Here is a 20,697-nt window from a genome sequence, read left to right on the forward strand (position 1 = left end):
CAGGGTCACTCCGCGGCCTGGTCGTAACGGGGCCGCCCGGCGGCGGCATCGGCGGCGTCCAGCCGTGCCTTCACGCCTGCCGCCAGCACGCTGACGTTGGGCACCAGCACCATGCTGTCATGATCGCCCGGCACCTCTGCCACTTCAGTGGCCGGGGCCCATCTCGTCCAGTCGTTGTCGTCAAACACATACTCGCGCTCTCCGCTGACCCAATTTCCTTTTGAAACCTGCCACTTGCGGTCCAGCGGAGGCCGGAAGAGGGTGAGCGGGCCGTGCCAGGATTTGAGGGCGTAAGCCTCAACCGCGGCGCGGAAGGCCAGTTCGATCTTGCGGTTGTTGAACTCCGGCCGGGTGCCCTTTTCTGCCGGTTTGGCCCGGCGTTTCTCAAACTCCCAGGCGATCCGGTTTCTGGCCCATTCGCCAAGGTAGCCCAGGCCCTTGCTGCGCAGTTCCGCCAGCTTGATCAGGGCCTTGTCAGGGCGGCTGAGAGGCGGGCGCACTGGCAGCGGCGTGTCCAGCAGGATCAGCGCGGCGGTGTCCTCGCCCTGGTCCTTGAGCTGCTGCGCCATCTCATAGGCGGTGATGCCGCCGCCGGAGAAACCGCCCAGCAGATACGGGCCCTGGGGCTGGATCTGGCGGATTTCGGACAGGCAGCTGCGGGCGGCGTCCTCGATCCGGCTGTGCGGGCCGGCGTCGCCCACCAGCCCCTTAGCCTGCAGGCCATAGACCGGCCGGTCCTTGCCGACCTGCAGCGCCAGATGGCGCAGGTTCAGCACATTGCCGAACATGCCCGCTACCAGAAAGAAGGGCCGCCGCCCGGTGCCATCGCCCGGATGCAATTGCACCAGATGGGTGTACTGCGGCTTGTCCTCTGCGGTTTTGGGCGTGTCCCCCGGTTCCGCCGCGACCCCGCCGCCGGTGCGGGCGATGATGCGCTCTGCCAGCGCGGCGACGCTGGGCGCCTCGAACAGCACCGACAGCGGGAATTCCACACCGAAGCTGCGTTTCACCTGCGCAAACAGCCGCACTGCAATCAGCGAGTGGCCGCCAAGGTCAAAGAAGCTGTCCTCGATCCCGACCTCGCTGACGCCCAAGAGCGCGGCAAAGAGCTTGGCCAGCTCCTCCTCCACCGGGTTGCGCGGGGCAATGTAATCGGTGTCGAGCTGCGGGCGGTCAAAGGTCTGCGCTTCTGCCGCGGCGGGCGCGGCGCTCTGTGCCGCCTGTGCAATCAGCGCGGGCAGGTCGAGCGAGGAGACCACCACCTGCGGCAGCCCGGCGGCCAGCGCGCGGGCCAGCGCCTCGCCGCCGTCCTCGGCCGTGATACCGTTGGAAATGTTCAGTTGCAGGCGGCGTTCCTCCGGCGACAGCGGCTGCGCGCTGCGGGCAGGTTCCAGACCCAGCTCTGCTGCAGTGGCATCGGCTTCGGCGGCACCGGCAGAGGCATCCAGGCCAGAGGCAAGGCGCTGCATCCGGAAGCCTTCGATCTCGGCCAGAACGGTGCCGTTTGTATCCGTCAGCGTGACGTCAAACATTGCGGAGGCGCTGTCTGGCGCCGCGGCCAGCCGCACGTGGCTGAAGATGTTCGCGGTGAGCGGCGCAAAGACGCGGATGGTGCGGTAGGAGACCGGCACCCAAAGCGCATCTGCCCGATAGCCGGGGATCAGCTTCATCGCCCAGCCTGTGGCAAGATCCATCAGGCCGGGATGCAGCAGGGTGCCGTCCTGCGCCGCAGCCTCCGGCAGGGCAAGGCTGGCAATCCCTTCGCCGTCCCCCAGGGCGGCGCGCTCCAGCACATGCCAGCGCGGGCCAAAGCGCAGATGCGCCTCCTGCGGGGATTGCAGGCGCCCGCCGGCAGGCGCCTGCCCCTCCGGGCATCGGGTGAAAATCTTTTGGAGGTTGAGTGCGGCGGGGCATTCTGCCACCGCCGCGGAGGCCAGCATTGCCTGACAGTTGAGAGAGTAACCATTTGTACATGCCGAGTAAACAAACAGTTCATAACCATTTTCTTTAGCTTCTAGCTTAACCAGAAGCTTTTTGGGCTCGCCGTCCTGCACAATCAGAGGGCGCAGGAAATAGAGGTCGCGGAGTTCGAACGGCCCTTCGGCCCCTGCTGCCGCCAGCGCCTCGGCGGCCATTTCGATGTAGCCGGTGCCGGGCACCAGGGCGGTGCCATCGGCGGTGCGGTGCTCCTCCAGCAGCCAGTCTGCGGTGCTGAAACGAGGGGTGAAAATGCGGTTGCCTGCGGCATCAAACGCCTGCTGCTGCAGCAGCGGCTGGGGGCAGGGCTCCGGCGTGCTGGCGCCTGCGGCGCTGTTGCGGGCATTCATGGCATCGGCGGCCATGCCGGTGTCCGCCCAGACGCCCCAATCCACTGCCGCGACACGGGTCTGCCCGCCGGCACGGTGCTTGGCCCAGGCGTTCAGGTATTCGTTGGCGGCGATGTAATCCACCTGGCCCGCGGGCCGGGTCACGGTGGAGGAGGAGGAGAACAGCACCATCAGCTCCAGGCTGCCGTCGGGAAACACTGTGTCCAGGGCACGCAATCCGCTCACCTTGGGGGCCAGGACCTGGGCGATCCGGTCCTCGTCCTTGGCCAGAAGCGGGCCGTCATCAATGACGCCCGCCGCGTGGATCACGCCGGTCAGCGGGCCGTTTGCGGCCTCGGCCTGCGCGCGTGCGGAGCGCAGCTCGCCTGTGTGGCAGACGTCGGCGGCCAGCGGCAGCACAGTGCCGTTGCCGGTCTCCTCCAGCGCCATCAGCGCGCGGATGCGCTGCGCGGTGCGGTTGGCCGGGCTGTGGCTGCCGAGATACCGGTCCCAGCTGTCGCGCGGCGGCAGGCCCTCGCGGGAGATCAGCGTGATCTTCGCCCCGTAGTCCCGCATCAGATAACCCGCGATGGCCAGGCCGATGCCGCCGAAGCCGCCGGTGATCAGGTAGTGGCCGCCTTGTTTGAATGGCGGTGTTTCCGGCAGGGGCAGCGGCTGCGGGCGCCAGGTGAGTTCGAACCGCTTCTCTCCGCGCCAGGCGGCGGAGGTGTTTGCGGGCTCCGCCATCAGCTCTTCCAGCAACCGGGCGGTGATGTCCGTGTCCGCCGGGTTGCGGCGGGCAAACAGGCCCTGCGCCGCCGCTGGCAGCTCGATGTCCACAGTGGCGCAGGACAGCCCCGGCAGCTCCCGCGGGATCACGCCGGCAGGGCCTGCGATCATCGCCTTTTCCGGATAGGGCAGGGCCTCGTCCCGGACCTGCGCGGCGCCGGTGGTAAAGACCGTGATATGCAGCGGGCCGGGCAGATCGGCATTGCCAAGCTCCTGCCCCAGCGCGGTCAGGGAATGGAAACCCATCTCAAGGTTGCGGTCAAAGAAGGAGGAGCCGGGGCGGAAGGTTTCCCCCCCGGTCACCAGCCAGAAATGGGCGATCCGGTGCGGCAGCAGGCCGGCCCCGGCCAGATCTGCCAGCAGCGCGCCATAGGCGGCGCGGCCCTGTTCGGGCGGCAGGATATAGGAATCCGGCGACAGCTGAGCATAGGTATCGCCGGCGCGGACGCGGGCGACGGCATGGCCTGCGGCTTCCAGCCGGGCGGCGGCGCGGGCGGCATGGCCGGTTTCATCCTCGAAGATCAGCCAGGTCTGCGGATCCTGACCCAGTTCCTCGTCCACGTCCCACGTGCAGTCTGCCAGCCGCGGGCGCCAGGCCGGGCGGTAGCCCCAATCGCGCAGGTCGTCGTGGCGGGCAGGCGCCTTAGCGTTTTCCTCCACCACAGCTCTGCCGGGCTCGATGAAATAGCGGCTGCGCTGGAAGGCGTATCCGGGCAGCGGCAGACGGTTGCGCCGCGCCTCGCCCCAGATCTGCCGCCAGTCGGCCTCGACGCCGCAGGCCCACAGGCGGCCGATAACACCGAAGAAATAGCTGTCGTCCATCACGTCCTGATCCGGATGGCGCAGGGAACTGAGCACTTGGCCCTGCTTTACCGCCGGCGACATCTGCGCCAGCGCGCTGAGCGCCTTGCCGGGGCCGACCTCCAGAAACACGCGGCCGGGGGTTTGGGCGAGGGTTTCGATGCAGCCGGCATAAAGCACGGTGTTGCGCAGCTGGCCCACCCAGTAGTCGGCGCTGGTGGCCTGTTCCGCCGTCAGGGCCGTGCCTGTGCGGTTGGAGATCACCGGCAGCTTCGGCGCGGACAGGGGCAGGGAGCGGATGAAGTCCCCGTATTCCTGCAAGATGCCGTCCAGCATCCGGGAGTGGGCGGCAATGTCGATCTGGATGCGCTGGTGTTCCACCTCGCGGGCGCTCAGGTCTGCCGAGAGGCGGTCCAGCGCGTCCTGCGGGCCGGACACGGCGGTGAGGGAGGGAGCGTTGACGCTGGCGATATCCAGATCATCGCCGATGATGGCCTCGACCTCTGCCAGCGGCAGCGCAATCGACAGCATTCCGCCCGCAGGCACCGTATCAAACAGCCGCCCGCGCAGCAGAACCAGGCCGATGCAGTCCTCGAAGGAGATAACACCGGCGAGGCAGGCCGCGGTGTTTTCGCCCATGGAATGACCGACCAATGCGGCAGGCCGCACGCCCCAGCTGATCCACAGCTGCGCCAGCGCGTATTCCACGATCATGATCAGCGGCAGCTGCACCGAGGGCTGCTGCAGGCGCGCATTCGCTGCGTCCTCTTCGCCGTCTTCCGGCAGCCAGAGGGCGCGGATGTCGTAGTCCAGGCTCTTTTGCAGATGCTCCAGCCCGCGGTCCATCCACTCGGCAAAGACCGGTTCGGTCTCGTAAAGGTCGCGCGCCATGCCCGCATATTGCGCGCCGCCGCCGGGGAACATGAAAACAACCTCAGGCGCGTCGCCCAGGCGGTCGTGGGTGAAGACCTTGCGCGGATCGTTTTCCTCAATCAGCCGGGCGGCTTCGGCTGCGGTTTCGGCCACCAGCACCCGCCGTTTGGCAAAACCGCGGCGGCCTTCCTTCAGGGTATAGGCCACGTCGGCCAGATCGGCCTCGGGGTTGGCTTTCAGATATTCAGCCAGCGCCTGAGAGTTGGCCTCCAGCGCTGCCTTGGACTGTCCGGAAACGCAAAGGATCTGGAACGGGAAATCGCTTTCCTCCGAAGGCGCGCGCTCCGGCGCTTCCTCCAGGATCACATGGGCATTGGTGCCGCCGACGCCCAGCGAGTTGATGCCTGCCCGCCGCGGACCCTTGTGCGGCACCCAGGGCGTCAGAGCGGCGTTCACCTTGAACGGCGAGGTTTCGAAATCAATTGCCGGGTTTGGGGCCTCATAGCCCAGCGAGGGCGGGATTTCCCGGTGATGCAGCGCCAGCGCGGTCTTGGTCAGGCTGGCAACGCCCGCTGCGGTGTCCAGATGGCCGATATTGGTCTTGACCGAGCCGATGCGGCAATAGCCGGTGTCCTGCGTGCTGGCGCGGTAGGCATCCGTCAGGGCGGAAACCTCGATCGGGTCGCCCAGATAGGTGCCGGTGCCGTGGCATTCGACATAATCAATGGTCTCTGCCGGGGTGCCTGCCGCTGCCAGCGCCTTTTGCACCGCTGCCGACTGGCCGCCGACGGATGGCGCCAGGTAGCCCGCCTTGTCCGCGCCGTCGTTGTTTATGGCGGACCCCTTGATCACCGCCCAGATGTGGTCGCCGTCGGCAATCGCATCCTCCAGCCGCCGCAGCGCCACCGCACCGGCGCCGGAGCCGAAGACGGTGCCTTGCGCCCGGTGGTCAAAGGCATGGCAATGGCCGTCGGGGCTGAGGATCTCGTTTTCCTTGTAGAGATAGCCGCGGCCCTGCGGCAGCTCGATGGTGACACCGCCCGCCAGCGCCATGTCGCACTCGCCCTCCCGCAGCGCTTTGCAGGCGTAATGCACCGCCACCAGCGAAGTGGAGCAGGCGGTCTGCACGTTGACCGACGGCCCCTTGAGGTCGAAGACGTGGCTGACGCGGGTTGACAGGAAATCCTTGTCATTGCCGGTGTGGCGCAATAGGAACATGCCGACATCGTCGACCAGAGCCGGGTTGGAGCAGATGTTGAAGTAGAAATAGCTGCCCATGCCGCAGCCCGCATAGACTCCGATGGGGCCGTTGATGCTTTCCGGCGGATGGCCCGCGTTTTCCATCGCACCCCAGGCGACTTCCAGAAACTTGCGGTGCTGCGGGTCGAGGATGGCGGCCTCTTTCGGGCTGAAGCCGAAGAATTCGGCATCAAACTCGTCAAACCCCTGCAGCCGTGCGGATGCGGGCACATAGTTCGGATCGGCCAGGGCCGAGGCGCGTTCGCCATGTGCCAGCAGCGTCTCGCGGTCCAGAACCTCGATCGATTCGATCCCTGCGCGCAGGTTCTGCCAGAACACCTCGGCAGAGCCTGCGCCCGGCACTGTCACCGACAGCCCGACAATGGCAATATCACCGGGCTTAATCTGTTCGGCAGCGCCCGCCGCTGCGGTAATCCCATCCTGCATCGTCAATACCTGACCCCACTAGCCCTTCGCAAACGGTCCGGCACGCCGCAGCCAGTCCGCTTTGCGAAAATGGCAGGGCCCGCCGGACGGGTTTATTATCCGGTGCCGGGATTTTTCCCGGCGGCTGCTCCGGCCTGGCGGCATAGATCCCCATCTGCTCCGCGGGGCCGGATGAATTCTTGTTTATCTTCGTCAATCCATGCGGCTGTCCTATGGACGCATTGTGTTGAATTGGGCCGGAAAAGCGGAAAGATTGCGGCATCACAGGATGCTGCGCCGCCCGCGCCCTGCGGTGTCAGGCAGCATCGCCTGCGCGCCGCCGAACAGTGCGGCTTTGGGGCGGAACACATCCGGGTACAGCAGCCGCTCGGCATAGCCCAGAACCGATCCCGCGCACATCCAGGTGATCGGGATCAGCGTCGCGTTCAGCAGCATGTCCACCATGGTGGCCGCCAGAATCAGCGCAATCGGCGCGGCATAGGGCGAGACGCTGCCGGCAGGCGCCCGCCGCGCGGCAGAGGCGAGCAGCATCAGCGGCGCCGCCAGCAATCCCATCTCGGCGATATAGCCCAGCCAGCCGAAGGTGCCGAAGACAATGATCCAGCGCCCGTCCGGGACCGACAGGATCTGCCCGGTCTCCTCGTGCCGCACCAGGTTGCGGCCCCAGCCGCCCCAGCCGAACCACGGTTTCTCCGCAGCCCTGGCAAGCAGCTGCGCTTCGTTCTCGAACCGGTAGTTCAGCGAATGCGCCCGTTCGGCACTGATTGCCTCGGCCTGGGCCACCAGCGCTTCGGTCGGCACCAGCCCGGTGTTGCGCAGCATCGGGTAGACCACCGCGATCACCGCCAGCAGCAGGGCCGCCCGCAGCTGCCAGCGCAAGGGCGCCAGCGCCACGACGGGCACAAACGCCAGCGCATAGGCGAGCGAGGCCAGGCTCTTGCACAGCACCAGCACCGCAAACAGATAGGCGGCCGCCAATGCCAGACGCAGCCGCTGCCGGCCGGCGGCGGCACGCGCCAGGGCGGTGGCCGCCAGCAGCGCCGACAGCATGAAGAATGCCAGCCACAGGGCATGCGGCAGGAACACGATGGGGCGGAAGCCGCCCTGACGCATCATCTGGCTGAAGTCATGCTGGAAGAAACCGTAGACCCAGACGTTGATTTGCGGGCTGAACCGGATCTCGACCAGCGACGGGATGGTATAGGCCAGCGCGCCGATCATCAGCGCCAGCAGCAACTCGCGCTGGGCGTCGGGCGTGGAGAGGTAGCGGCGGGCCAGCAGGAACGGGATCAGCACGATCATCTGGTTGATGATGACGGAACCCAGGTCGCGCCAGCGCAGGCCCGGCAGCTGATCGGTCAGGAAGATGATCGGGTCGGAATTGGCGATCTTGCGGAACAGGATCGGCTCGCCATTGGTCAGCACCGTGGGGATGACGCCGAACACGAACAGCAGCGTCAGCAGCCGCACTGCCGGATGCCGCGGCAACAGCGGCACCGGCTTGCGCAGCAGCCCTGCGCACAGCACGAAGGCCATCAGCGAGGGAATGGCGAATTTGTCCATATCCGGCACCAGCGGCAGGTCGAATTCGGCCAGCGGCGGCAGCAGCAGGTAGCCCGCAATCAGGCACCACAGGATCGCCCGTTCCAGCGGCAGACGCCGGAACAGCACCAGGCTGACCAGCGGCCAGGCCAGCAGCATCAGATAGGCCAAGGCATTGGGCACAGGCCAGTTTCTCCTCGTTCCCCGTTGTTGGTTCAAAGTTTAACGATTGCCGCGGGCGCTGTCGCGCGGATTTGCAAGAACCGGTAAACGGTGTGCAGCGATGCCACGCTGGCGGCCGCGGTGGGCTTGCTGCGCTGGCCTGGCGCGGATGCCGGATGTATCAGGGACGTGTCAAAGACCGGGGGATGCAGTGTATTTCGATTTCAACGGCCGCCGGGTGGCGGTGAACATGCCCCGCCGGGCGCTGCTGGAGGCGGAGATCCGGGCACGGTTCAAGGCGCGCCAGGGCTTTGCGCTGGCCACGATCAACCTGGACCACCTCGTCAAACTGGCGCAGTCGCCGGAGTTTCTGGCCGCCTACCAGGCGCAGGATCTGGTGGTGGCGGACGGGCGCCCGATTGTCTGGCTGTCGCGGCTTGCGGGCCGCCCGGTGGAGCTGATGCCGGGCTCGGATCTGGTGCTGCCGCTATGCCGCCTGGCGGCCGAGGCCGGGGTGCCGGTGGCGCTGGCCGGCAGCACCGAAGAGGCGCTGGCAGACGCCGCGGCGGCGCTGACTGCCGCAGTCCCGGACCTGGAGATCGCCTGGTGCCACGCCCCCTCGGGCCGGTTCGACCCGGAGGGCGAGGAGGCGGACCGGATCCTGCACCGGCTGGATGAGACAGGCGTCGGCCTGTGTTTCCTGGCGCTGGGCGCGCCCAAGCAGGAGCGCCTGGCGCAGCGCGGCCGCCGCCTGGCCCCGCGCACCGGCTTTGCCAGCATCGGCGCCGGCCTCGATTTCCTGGGCGGCCATCAGAAACGGGCCCCTGCCTGGGTGCGGGCGATCGCGATGGAGTGGCTGTGGCGGGCGCTGTCCAGCCCGTCCCGGCTGCTGCCGCGCTATGCCAAATGCCTGGCGGTCCTGCCCGGCCAGATGCTCAGAGCCTGGCGCATCCGGACCCGCTGAGCAGCCTGATGCGAGGCTCTGCCTCGCGCTCCGGGATATTTCCAGCCAGATGAACAAAGGATCCGGTCTTCATCTGGCTGCAAATATCCTGGGGTGAATTGGCCGGCAGGCCAAGGGGGGCAAAGCTCCCGGCGGCGCTACTTGTACTCAAGGATTCCGCGCGCTGTACCGCGCCTCCTGCGCCAGTAATACTCCAGCGCGCCGGAGGCTTCGGCAAATTTGCCCAGTACCGAAAACAGCGCCCTTTCATACCCCATGCGGCGGGACAGGCGCAGGACCTGGGCCGGGAAGATCAGCGCCGCCAGCAGCAGGGGCGGGGAGACCAGCCCGGCGGCCGCGATGGCGGCGGGCAGCGCCGCGCCCCAGGCCAGCGCGCGGCGGGTCTCGGTGCGCCAGTGCCGCTCCGGTCCCGCGCCGTGCAGCGCAGCCCCCTCGGCAAAGGCGTGGCCTGCGCGGCGGCTGCGGTTCCACCACTGGCCAAAGCGCAGCATCTGCGCGTCGTGCAGCGTCATTTCAGCGTCCAGCCGCCAGATCTGCCAGCCCGCCCGCCGCAGCCGCAGGCACAGTTCCGGCTCCTCGCCGGCAATCAGGCTGTCGCGGTAGCCGCCCGCGGTATAGACCGCCGCCACCCGCATCAGCGCATCGCCGCCGCAGGCCGCGGCCTCGCCAACGGGGGTGTCCCATTCCGCGTCGCACAACCGGTTATAGACCGACGCCTGCGGAAACCGCTCCCGCCGCCGCCCGCAGACCGCCGCGGCCCGGGGGCGGGTTTGCAGGAACTCCGCCGCGGCTGGAATCCAGCCCGGATCCATCTCGCAGTCGCCGTCCACGAATTGCACCAGCTCGATCCCGCTCCTCAGGGCAGCCAGACCGGCATTGCGGGCGCGCGCGGCGGTGAAGGGCCGGCTCAGGTCAAGATCCACGACCTCAGCGCCCAGGCCCCGCGCCGCCGCGGCCGAGCCATCGGTTGAGCCGCTGTCCACGTAGATCAGCTGCTGCACCTGTCCCTGCAGGGAGCGCAGGCAGCGGATCAGGCGTTCGCCTTCGTTGCGGCCGATCACCACCGCGCCGATGGCCGGGGCGCTCATGCGCCGTCTCCGGCCAGCCGGGCGCTGTACCCCGGTGCGCGGCGCAGAAAGCCAAGGCGCTGCAAACCGGCGATGCTGGCGTCCTCCAGCGCCTCTTCGGACCACAGGCTCAGCTCCGGCTGCGCCTGCATCGCGTCGCTGCGCAGCCTGTCCTCGCCATGTTCAGAGACCGCCTCGGCCCGGGTCTGCAGATCGCGTGCCAGGCTGTCGCCGGCAAACTTGTAATGGCGGATCAGCCCTTCGACGTCCGCCACCGCCACCCCGGCAGAGACATGCGGATGCACCGCCGCCTGCACGCCGGGGCCGTTGAATACCAGCGGGTGCTTGCTGAGGCAGCAGCGCTCGCCGAAGACCTTGCCGCGGACCCCGCCGAACAGCATCCGCGTCCCGCCCGGGGGCAGGCTGTTCTGGCGCAGGTAATAGGCCAGCCCGGTCTCCGCAGCGCCATAATCCATCGCCTGCACCGTGCTGATATCGCAATAGCGGAAGGCCTCAACCGCGCCGGCATAGGACAGCCCGCGGGCCGCCGCCAGCGGGCCCTTGGGGAACATCTCCAGCATCTGCGCCTGCAGCGCGGTATAGCCCTGCTGCGCCAAATAGCCGGTCAGCCCGGCCAGCCCGGCAGTGCTGCTGCCTTCGAAGTCGAGCAGTTCGTCCATGTCGGCAAACAGACACCACCGGTCCTGGCCATACCGGCTGGCGGCATAGGCGCGGAAGCTGTTCTCAAACTCCAGCCAGGGCAGGGCGGAGCGCAGCACTGCGGTGCCCGGCTCCTGCCGGATGCGCTCCACGGTGCCATCCGTCGAGCCATTGTCGATGAAGACAAAGCAGGAGACGCCGAGGCGCCGGTAATGCTCGAAAAACACGTCGAGGTAATAGGCCCCGTCCCGCACCAGCGCGACCAGCACCACCTCCTGCGGGGCGGCAAACCGGCGGGCGGGGCCGTGCAGTTGGCGCAGCGAGCTGCGCAGCCTTGCGCGGTGCAGGGCGTCTTGCGCCATCCTCCCGGCGCGGGCCGCCAGCCTGTGGCCGAATGTTTTATGCACGCGTGGCTCCGTTTTGCGCCTGCCGGGACTGTCGCTGCCAGCCTGCAAGGTTCCGCCGGCGGCTGCAAGCGCTGCCTGCCGGCTCCACTGCGATTGCGGCGGGATTGCTGCAGTTCCTGGGGCGGCAGATGGCCGCAAACAGGCCCTCGGCAGATGGCGGCCTGGCGGCCGCCGTCAGTAGTCGCGCTTGAAGAACAGGCCGAATCCGGTCTCGCCTTCGCTGTCCACCGTGCCCTGCACCGTCAGGCTTTTGGTCACATCCAGATTGATGCTCAGCTCGCTGTCGCCGCGGGTGTTGACGTTGAAATCGGTATAGACGTTCTCCGCCACATAACCGCCCAGGCCCAGCTGGCCAGCGCCCAGATTGTCGGTGCCGATGTCGACGGTATCGACGCCGGTGGCCTGCCGCACCTTGCTTTGCGCCCCGCCGCCGCGTCCGCTGAGCGTCAGCGCGGAGCCGGCCAGCCGGGCCAGCGCCAGCGGCGAGATGTCCTCGATATTGTCCCCGAACAGCAAGAATGCCAGCGCCTCCTCCGACGGGCGCGGCGGCTCCGACGTCACCTTGATCTCGGGCGCATCGACCCGGCCGGAGATTTCCAGTGTGGCGGTGCCCTCGCCGGTGGCGGCGGTGGACTTGAACTCCAGATAGGGTTTCAGATCCCCGAGGAGCGTGATCCGCCCCTCGTCCAGATCCAGCCGCCGGCCCAGGATGTCAAAGGTGCCGCGGATCAGGCTGATCTGGCCCGAGGGCGACAGCCGCGCGGTGGTGCCGCGCAGGCGGATCTCGCCGCCCAGCTCTGCGCGCAGGCCCCGGCCGCGGGCAAACACCCGTGAGGGGGCGCTGATCAGGATATCCAGTTCGGTTCTGGCGGAACCGCCGCCGCCGCCGCCGTTGTTGCCCGTCAGCCCGGCCCGCGCCAGCGTTTGGCGCACGTCGCGGGGCGCGTTCACATGGCGGATCGGCGGGATTGGCGCCGACGAAACTGAACCGCCGGCGGTGTTGAGGTTGATATTGGTCTCGCCCACATTGATCTGCCCGCCGATCCGCTTGTCGCCCGCCATCGCGCCGGACAGGGTCAGGCTGCCGTTCAGAAGGGTCTCGTAAGACAGGTTGTCGGTCACCACTAGATCGCCGATGGCAATCTGCAGATTGCTGCTGAAGGGCGGGCGCATTGCCACCGGGCCGCTGATCTGCAGGGTGCCGCCGTCACGGCCGCGGGCCGAGGCCTGCACCTGCGCGCTGGAACGCGCAAAGGAGACGGTGGCGTTGATGTCATCCAGCCGCTGTGCCGCCGCCGGGATCGCCAGCGAGGCGCCGGGGACCGACACGGTGCCGCTCAGGGAGTCCAGCGCCGGCGCCCCCCGCAGGGCCAGGTCGAAATTCGCAGGCCCTTGCATGAGGTTGGGAGAGATGAACGGGTTCATCCCCTCCAGCCGCAGGGTGCCTTTGGCAGTCACATCGGCGGTGCCCTCGGCCTCGTTCCAGCTGCCTGCGATGCGGCTGTCGATGCCCGCGGGGCCGCTGGCGGTGCTGTCTACGGTCCAGGTGCCGTTGCGGCGGGCGGCTGTGCCCTTGGCGGCCAGCCGCCCGGCCAGATCCGGCACCAGCTGCTGCAACCGCCCGATGACGGCGTCAAACCGCAGATCGGTGTCGCCATTGCTTTCGGCAAAGCGCCCCTCGGCCTTTACCGCAAGGTCCGCCGGGCCATCCGCGGTGGCGGCGATCTGCCATTCCCCGTTGCGCCGCTCCGCGGTGCCTTCGGCAGTCAGCCGGCCCGCAAGCTCCGGTATGAACCGCTCCAGTTCGTTGAAGGCTGCGGCAAAGTCGAAATCGGCGTCGCCTTCCAGGGTGACGGAGCCGTCCAGCCGGGCGCTGGAGGAATGCGGCCCGGTCAGCTCTGCCACGCCATCAAACCGCCTGCCGGTACGGGTGAGGGTGGTGGCCAGCTCCAGCGTGCCGGGGGCCTGCGGCAGCAGCACCTCCACCTTGGTCAGCCGGGCGGTGATCTCCATCTGGCCGCTGTCATTGTTCAGCGTGCCCGCAGCAGAAGCGGCCAGCGCGCTGCCCTTCAGCTCGAATGCGTCGACGGCGATGCCGATCTCGTCCCGCGACGCCTTGAGCGCCACTGTGGTGGTCCCCGCCAGCAGTTCATCCGCCTTGGCAATCCCGGCAGAGAGGTTCTCGGCTGTGAGGTCCAGATCAGTGTCAAAGGCGCCGGACAGCGGCGTGAAGGAGCCCTGGATGTCCGCCCGCACCGCGCCGCCCAGGGGCCGTCCGGCCAGTTCCGAGAAGCGCGCCAGCTCCGAGGCCTCCGCGGTCAGGTCTGCGGTGATTTTCAGCCCCTCTTCCAGCCCGTCGAGCGTCACATCGCCCGCCGCCTGGTAATCGGTGCCGCGCAGTTCCATACCGGTGATCCGCAGCGCGCCGGGACCTTCGGTGCTGAGGGTGCCCTCAAAGCGGATGTCGCTGCCGGTTGCCTTGGCCAGCGCCGGGTCGCGCGGCTGCAACCCGCTGAGCGCAGCCGACAGCCGCCCCTCCAGCGCAAAGCCGCTGCTTTGGTCCAGCGTGCCGCGACCGGTGACTTCCGCCCGGTCGACCAGGGCGCCCGGGTGGCTCAGCTGGTTCAGGATGCCGTCCAGGGTCCAGTTGCCGTCCGTCCGCTTGCGCAGCTGCAGATCCGCCGCCGCCAGCGTGGTCTGGCCGCCGCCCACGGGCAGGGTGACTGCGGCCTGGCCCGGCGGCGGGGTGATGGAGACCTTCAGGTTGGCGGTGTCGAGCCGCCCGCCTGCCGCCAGCGCTGCGGCGCCGCTCACCTGCAGCGCCCGGGTGCGCAGAACCAGCGTGTCCATCGCCAGCGCGCCGCTGCCTTCACGGATGCCTTTCACGTTGAGCCGCAGGCCCGGGCCAAAGAACGGCCGGTGCACCGGCGGCAGCAGCACGTCGATATTGCCGCCCAGATCGGCGGAGAAGCGAATGTCCCGAGGCGTTTCCGGCGCCGCATCCGCGGGCAGGGGCTGGGCGGCCAGCACCACCTGGCCCGCGAGCCGCTCCGCGCCGTTGGCGCTGAAGCTGATATCAGCGGTGAAGTCCGTGACCGGGCCGCTGCCCTTGGCGGTCAGCCGCAAATCCGGATTGCCGGGCAGGTCCAGACTGCGGGAGATCAGCCCGCCCGCAGCCTCATCCGCGGTCAGGTCCAGGGTGATCTGCTGGGTCTCATTTGCATATCCCGCCTCCAGCCGCAGGTGGTCGCCGGGCTTGTCCAGCCGCACCGCCTCCAGCTTGGTGTCGAGCGCGCCGTCCGCCAGCCGCAGTGATCCCTCAAGCCTGAGGCTGGCCTCCGTGCCCGCCAGCGCTTCGCCCAGTTCGATTCTCTGTGCCTTGATCAGGCCCAGTTCGATGGCCACTGGCAGCTCCGGCAGCGAGAAGGGCGTGGCCGCGGCCTCCGGCAGTTCCGGGTCCGGCGGCAGCGGCTCGGGCGCGCGCTCCACCGCGATGCGCTCCGCCGACAGCTCATTGACCGAAAACCGCCCGCGCAGCAGGTCCAGCCGGTTCCAGTCCAGCGCGGCGCCTTCGATGGTCAGCCAGATGCCTTTCTCGTCGGCCACCGTGATCTTCTCGATTTTGGCCTCAGAGGAAAACGCCCCCTGCAGCCCGCTGACGCTGATATAGCGGCTGTCGCCCGACAGCGTGTCCTCCAGGAAATCGACCAGCAGCCCGCCGGCGTCCTCTTTCGGAGTGTCCTGCGCCGCCAGCGGCGCCGCCGTGAGGCCCAGGGCCAGGCTATAGGCAAGTATCTGTTTCAAAACGCCTGTCCTATCCCGATATAAAATTGCAGCCCGTCCTCGGACCCGCCGTCCACCGGATAGGCAAGGTCAAGCCGGATCGGCCCGATACCCGCCACATCATACCGCACCCCGATGCCGGCGCCGGCATGGCGCGCGGACGATCCCGACACGAAACTGTCCGCATCGACAAAACCTATGTCGTAAAAGCCGACCAAGGAAATCGTTTCGGTGACCTTGCCCCGCACCTCGCCCGACAGCGCCGCAAAGCTGCGCCCGCCGGCGGTGCCGCCGCCAACCGGCACCCCCAGCGACTGGAACTCATGCCCGCGCACCGTGCCCGCACCGCCGGAGAAGAACAGCAGGGTGGGGGAGATTTCGCTCAGCGACGGGCCGGCGACAGAGCCCAGCTGCAGCCGCCCGGCGAGCACGATCCGGTCGTCTGCGCCCAAGCCCCAATAGGCCCGCCCGTCCGCTTCGATCTGCACCCCGGACTTGCTGCCGCCAAAGCCGATGAAGGGCGTCGCCGTGCCTTGCAGGTAATAGCCGCTGGCCGGGTTCACCCGGCTGTCGCGCTCGTCGTATTCCGCCCGCAGGCGGCCCGCGATGTATTTGAACCGCCGCTTGCCGAACACGTCCTCGGCCAGGGTCGAGGACACCCCCAGCGCAGCCTCGGCAAAGAACTTGTCGGAGAAGGTGCGCCGCACCCCGGCCGCGCCAAACACCTGGGTGGCCTTGTAATGCTCCTCATCCAGCCGTTCTGCCTCGGCGAGGTAGAAGATCAGGTCATCCGGCCCCAGCGCCGCAGGCCGGTCCAGCCGCACTGCCACGCGCCCGTCGATGTCGTTGCTGCTGCCGATGCCGCTGACCCGCGCCTCAATCCGCAGCTTTTCCGCAGCCCCGAACAGGTTGCGGTGCATCCAGCTGCCCGACAGTTCCACCCCGTCGGAGGAGCTGATCTCGGCTCCGAAGGTCAGGCGGCGCGGTGGCAGGTCCTCGACCACCGCGGTGTAATCGAGGGTGCCGTCCGGGTTCGGCTGCTCCGCCTCGCGCAGCACCACGCTGGAAAAGGTGCCGGTGCGGCGCAGCCGGCTGGCGGATTTGGCAATCAGGTCGGGGTGGAACTCCTCCCCCGCCGGAAAGCCCGCGATACTGCGGATGGCCTCCTCGCGCACCCTTGTGTCGCCGGTCACGGCCATCCGGCCGAAACGCAGGCGCGGACCGGGGGCCAGCCGCAGCTGGGCATCCAGGCGCGCCTGCAGGTGATTGGCGGTGATCCTCTGCTCTGCCACAGCGGCCTTGGCATGGCCGCTGCGCCGCCAGGCCCGCACACCCGCAACTGCCGCATCCCGGATCGCGCCAGTGCTGGCGGGCTGCCCCGGAGCGTAATCCTCGGGAAACTCCACGTCACTTTGCCGGGGCAGCGGCGACAGCTCCGCCTTGCCGAAGGCAAACTTCGGGCCCGGCTGGACGGTGATCTCCACCGTGCGGACGCTTTGCGGCGGGTTCAGCGGCTGGATAAGCGCCGCCTCGCGCCCGTCCAGGCGGATATTGACCACCGGCGCAAAATGGCCCGCATCATAAAGCACCTGCACCAGCGTCCGGTAGTCCGACAGCGCTGCCGCCAGAATCTCCTGCACATTGGTTTCGCCGCTGGCGGCAACCGAGGCCGAGGCGCCGCGCAGCCGGTCAGCAAGGCCGGCATTGGCCCCGGGGGCCTGAAGCGTGGCGTCCGCGCCAAAGGCGGCAGGCGGCAGCAGGGTCAGAAAGCTGAAGACAAAGGCGCGCGCGGTCAGGCGCGGGCGGAATGGAAAATTCATGTTTGCTCCCGGCAGCGGGCGTAAAAAAAATCCGGCCGTGCGGCCCGGAAGGGCGGCAGGCGTCAGCGCTGAGCCTAGCACGGGAAATTTGCGGGATGGAACTGGCAAAGCAGCGGCATTCCGCCTGTCTCCGGCAGCGGCGGATTGCCGCGCATCCGGACCGCGCGAGAGGCTGCGGCCCCGCCAGCCACGTGAAAGTGGCGTCCAGCCGGGGCGACTTTTTGCCGCTTTGGCGCGAATGAGGGAAAAATGACCGTAAACGAGATTGGAAAGCGGTAGTTAAAATGTACTATTCGGTTCAGCTCCGGCAGGTGGACCTGCCGGAGCTGGCACTCATTAACAAGAACTACATCAGGTAACGCAGGCACAGCCACCACTCACATGCAGCCAGGCCTGCTGGAAATGATATCACGTGGATTGCCACAGTCCATATAATTGTCAGTCTGGTAATTTTAATTATCAGTCTGGTAATGTCAGGTGGTATCATTCCGCCTGGCCGCGGCAGGACCTGTGCTGAACCAGAAGGTTGAGTTTTCAAGGGGTAACAGTTTTGGATGCTTTGAAATCAATTTTTGAACTGCGCGACATGCTGTTTCAGATGGAGCGCGATATCGGGCTTGACCGGCTCAGCCCGGCGGAGCGGGACGTGCTGCTGGCGGCCCATGCGCTGACCAGCGCGCCGGGGGAAGCGGTGCAATCCGACCAGATTCGCAGCCACCGGCTGGTGCAGGGAATTGCCCAGGCCACCTATCACCGCACGCTGAGATCGCTGCTGGGCATGGGGCTGCTGGAGCGGGCCGGCGGCAGCCGGGCCAAGCATTACGTGGTGCGCTTTGACCCCGCCGCCGAGTGAAAGCCTGCCGCCTGCGGCGCGGCATCTGATTGCAGGTTCTGCGTCCGCTGGATAAACGGGCGGCATGAGTCGATTTTACCAGTTTCTGTCCCCGGTGCAGGGGTTTGCGGTGATCACCGCTGTCTATGTCATCTGCCACGGCCTTACGGCCCTGGTGGTCACGCCGGTGCAGAACCTTTTCCTGCCGGACATCACCGTCTTTGCCAGCTTGGCCTACCTGCCGCACGGGGTGCGGGTGCTGTGCATCTGGCTGTTCGGCTGGAAGGCCGTGCTGCCGCTCGCCGCGGGGGCGCTTCTGTCAGAGCTGCTGTTCACCACGGCCGGCGTGCGGGAGCTGATGGAGCCGGTGCTGCTGCAATCCATCGCCGTCGGCGCGTTTTCGGTGTACGCGGCCTTCGAGATCGCCTGGCTGTTCGGCTGGGACCTTTATGCGGGCCAGGCGCGGCGGATCGCCTGGACCGCGCTGCTGGCCATCGGCGGGCTGGCGTCGGTGATCAACTCGCTGGGGCAGACGGTGGTGTTCTCGGGCCTGATTTTCCCCGACGATCAGCTGCCGGTGATGGCGGTTTACGCTGCGGGCGACCTGATCGGCCTTGCGGTCTGCATGGTCGCCCTGATGCTGATTTTCCGCTGGCTGCGGCTGGTGTCACAAGGGCAAAGCCCCCAAGGATAGCCGGGCACGCGCTGCAGGCGGCCGGCTTTCAGCCCGCCATCAGGCGGGCAACATCCAGCATCCGGGCGGAAAAGCCCCATTCATTGTCATACCAGCCGAACACCCGCACCTGTGAAGTCCCCGCCATGCGGGTTTCCGGCCCGGCAATCACCAGCGACTCGGTCCGCGCCCGCAGGTCTGAGGACACCAGCGGCATATCGGTCCAGCCCATCACCTGGGAGGCCGCCACCCCTTCGCGCAGCGCGGCGCTGAACTCCGCCGCGCTCATCGGGGTCTTCAGCTGCGCCACCAGATCCACCGCCGACACGCTGGCCGTCGGCACCCGCACCGCGGCGCCGCTGACCCGGCCCTTCAGATGCGGCAGCACCTCGTCGATCAGATGCATCGCAGAGGTCGTCGTCGGCACCATCGACTGCGCCCCGCCGCGCGAGCGTGTAAAATCGCCCCGCGGCGCGTCCACCATCGGCTGCGAGTTGGTGTAGCAGTGGATCGTCGTCATATGCGCGGTGTCGATGCCGGCAATCTGGTCCAGCAACTTGACCAGCGGCGTCAGCGCGTTGGTGGTGCAGGAGGCGTTGGAGACGATCCTTGTATTCCCCAAAGCCTCCTCGTTGGCGCCCAGAACCATGGTCAGCTCAGCCGCGGGGGAGGGGCCGGAGATCAGCACCTTGCCAGCGCCTGCCTTCAGTCCGCGCTCTGCCACGTCGGATGTCCGGGCGATGCCGGTGCATTCCAGCACCAGATCGACGCCGCTCAGGTCGACCGATGTCAGGTCGGGCTCATGGCTGACCGGAATGCTGCGGCCCATCACCTGCAGCGCGCCGCTGCCATGCTCCACCGGATGCGCAAAGGGGCCGAATGTGCTGTCGTACTGGAACAGATAGGCGCACATGTCCAAGGGCGCGATATCGTTGATCCGCACCACCTCGATGCCGTCTCCGCGCGATGTGGTCAGAATCTGACGCAGGATGGCGCGGCCGATGCGGCCGAATCCGTTGATAGCAAGTTTCATGCGCAATCTATGGCAGGCGCGCCAGGGCCGCTCAATCCATGGCCCCCGGGAAAATGATCACATTTCCCAAGAGGATGTTTCAGGAAAAGGCCGCAATACCGCACATCCGTTAAAGGCGTTGCTATTTGCGGCAGATGACCTGCGCGTAATAGGTGCCGGTGATCGTGCGCACCATCGTGTCCAGATTGACGCTGCAGCCGGTGGCCGCCTGCATGGCCCGCACCGCCTGCCGGGCGGTCAGCACCGCGGGCGGACGGAAGGCCAGGTGCTCCAGGTTCATCCGCGTGGCGCTGTAGCGGCCCGTTGTGCCCTCGACCGGCACCACCAGCCAGTCGCGGCCCAGAACGGAAACCTTGGTGCCTTCCACGCCTTTTGCGGATGCGGCCGGCGCAAGCGCGGCGCACAGGGCCGCGGCCAGTGCAGTCTGTTTCATCATTGAAATGCTCCTGCGGGAAATGCCTGCGCTCAGCCTAGCGCAGCCCCGGCACAAAGCAAGACGCGCCTTACAGGTGGTCCACCGCCTCGGCCTGGCGCAGCTCCGCCGCGCACAGCTGCAGCCCGCGCAGCAGCCGCTCGGCATCGGCTTGCGGCTGCCGCCCGCGCGGGGCAGAGCAGCCCGCCACAATCGGCGTCCGGCCCGGGCGCGACACCGGCACCGCATAACCGGTGATCCCGGCTTCGAACTCGCTGTCGGTCAGGCAGTAGCCCTGTTCGCGCGCCTGGGCAACGCGGTCCAGAATGGCGGCGGGACCGGTCAGCGACTGGCTGGTGTGGTGCGGGATGACGGTTTCTGCCAGCACCGCCGCTGCCTCCTCCTCCGGCAGGCCGGCCAGCAGCATCCGCCCCAGGCTGGTATGGGCCAGCGGGATATGCGAACCAGCCGTGAAGCCATAGGTGATGTGGCCGTGATCCACCGTCGATTGCGCCAGCAGCAGCACCCGGCCCTGGTCCAGCATCGCCAGCGTCACCTCGATCTCCATCTGCCGGGCGTGCCGGTTCAGCACCGGCTGCACCCGGCGGCCGAACTGGTTGGCCTGCAGGAAACCGCCCGCCAGCGCCAGCACCCGCGGCGTCAGGGACAGCATCCGCCCGTCCTGGCGCAGATAGCCCGCCTGCACCAGAGTCAGCGCCCCGCGCCGGGCGGTGGCCCGGTCCTGCCCGGTGCGCCGGGCGATTTCGGCCAGAGTGAGGCTGGGGCTGGCCGCATCAAACACCGCCAGAACGGCCAGCCCCTTGGCAAAGCTCGACGAAATATTCCTGTCCTGTTCCACCGCTGTCATCTGCGCTGCCTGTCCTGGT

General features: G+C 67.7%; 12 protein-coding genes. 3 read left to right on the plus strand and 9 right to left on the minus strand.

The features are described from left to right. Nucleotides 1-5: 5 nt before the first annotated feature. Both DAEP_RS0100645 and DAEP_RS0100650 read right to left on the minus strand, forming a co-directional pair. Complete coding sequence (locus DAEP_RS0100645; protein ID WP_027243310.1) at nucleotides 6-6,455, minus strand: type I polyketide synthase; 6,450 nt, start codon at nucleotides 6,453-6,455, stop codon at nucleotides 6-8. A gap of 261 nt (nucleotides 6,456-6,716) precedes the next feature. Further along, the gene (locus tag DAEP_RS0100650; protein ID WP_027243311.1) at nucleotides 6,717-8,180 is read right to left on the minus strand and encodes a membrane protein; all 1,464 of its coding nucleotides are present in this window, start codon (nucleotides 8,178-8,180) and stop codon (nucleotides 6,717-6,719) included. A gap of 190 nt (nucleotides 8,181-8,370) precedes the next feature. Between DAEP_RS0100650 and DAEP_RS0100655 the strand changes: the two genes are divergently transcribed. Beyond that, complete coding sequence (locus tag DAEP_RS0100655) at nucleotides 8,371-9,123, plus strand: WecB/TagA/CpsF family glycosyltransferase (RefSeq protein WP_027243312.1); 753 nt, start codon at nucleotides 8,371-8,373, stop codon at nucleotides 9,121-9,123. 137 nt (nucleotides 9,124-9,260) lie between these two features. Here the strand turns inward: DAEP_RS0100655 and DAEP_RS0100660 are convergent, their stop codons facing one another. From DAEP_RS0100660 to DAEP_RS0100675, 4 genes are all read right to left on the minus strand, one after another. Next, a complete protein-coding gene (locus DAEP_RS0100660) occupies nucleotides 9,261-10,211 on the minus strand; it encodes a glycosyltransferase family 2 protein (RefSeq protein WP_027243313.1) in 951 nt (316 codons plus the stop codon). Next, a complete protein-coding gene (locus DAEP_RS0100665; RefSeq protein ID WP_245595040.1) occupies nucleotides 10,208-11,257 on the minus strand; it encodes a glycosyltransferase family 2 protein in 1,050 nt (349 codons plus the stop codon). Before DAEP_RS0100665 ends, DAEP_RS0100660 begins: the two co-directional genes overlap by 4 nt. A 174-nt stretch (nucleotides 11,258-11,431) precedes the next feature. After that, nucleotides 11,432-15,061 (minus strand): translocation/assembly module TamB domain-containing protein, encoded by a 3,630-nt coding sequence (locus tag DAEP_RS0100670; RefSeq protein WP_027243315.1) that lies wholly within the window; start codon nucleotides 15,059-15,061, stop codon nucleotides 11,432-11,434. Continuing rightward, the gene (locus DAEP_RS0100675) at nucleotides 15,058-16,860 is read right to left on the minus strand and encodes an autotransporter assembly complex protein TamA (RefSeq protein WP_027243316.1); all 1,803 of its coding nucleotides are present in this window, start codon (nucleotides 16,858-16,860) and stop codon (nucleotides 15,058-15,060) included. Before DAEP_RS0100675 ends, DAEP_RS0100670 begins: the two co-directional genes overlap by 4 nt. A gap of 586 nt (nucleotides 16,861-17,446) precedes the next feature. Between DAEP_RS0100675 and DAEP_RS0100685 the strand changes: the two genes are divergently transcribed. Both DAEP_RS0100685 and DAEP_RS0100690 read left to right on the plus strand, forming a co-directional pair. Then, complete coding sequence (locus tag DAEP_RS0100685) at nucleotides 17,447-17,713, plus strand: hypothetical protein (RefSeq protein WP_245595041.1); 267 nt, start codon at nucleotides 17,447-17,449, stop codon at nucleotides 17,711-17,713. A 64-nt stretch (nucleotides 17,714-17,777) separates the two neighbouring features. Continuing rightward, nucleotides 17,778-18,386, plus strand: a complete 609-nt coding sequence (locus DAEP_RS0100690) for a hypothetical protein (protein WP_027243318.1) — start codon at nucleotides 17,778-17,780, stop codon at nucleotides 18,384-18,386. 28 nt (nucleotides 18,387-18,414) lie between these two features. On the opposite strand, the gene DAEP_RS0100695 is transcribed toward DAEP_RS0100690, so the two are convergent. From DAEP_RS0100695 to DAEP_RS0100705, 3 genes are all read right to left on the minus strand, one after another. Further along, nucleotides 18,415-19,398, minus strand: a complete 984-nt coding sequence (locus DAEP_RS0100695; RefSeq protein WP_027243319.1) for a type I glyceraldehyde-3-phosphate dehydrogenase — start codon at nucleotides 19,396-19,398, stop codon at nucleotides 18,415-18,417. A gap of 121 nt (nucleotides 19,399-19,519) precedes the next feature. Continuing rightward, nucleotides 19,520-19,831 (minus strand): hypothetical protein, encoded by a 312-nt coding sequence (locus DAEP_RS0100700; protein ID WP_245595042.1) that lies wholly within the window; start codon nucleotides 19,829-19,831, stop codon nucleotides 19,520-19,522. 70 nt (nucleotides 19,832-19,901) lie between these two features. After that, nucleotides 19,902-20,678 carry an IclR family transcriptional regulator domain-containing protein gene (locus DAEP_RS0100705; RefSeq protein ID WP_008557346.1) on the minus strand — a complete coding sequence of 259 codons (777 nt, stop codon included), beginning with the start codon at nucleotides 20,676-20,678 and terminating at the stop codon, nucleotides 19,902-19,904. Between the last annotated feature and the right edge of the window lie 19 nt (nucleotides 20,679-20,697).

Origin of the sequence: Leisingera daeponensis DSM 23529 (genome assembly GCF_000473145.1) — a bacterium.
In the GTDB taxonomy this organism is placed as follows: domain Bacteria; phylum Pseudomonadota; class Alphaproteobacteria; order Rhodobacterales; family Rhodobacteraceae; genus Leisingera; species Leisingera daeponensis.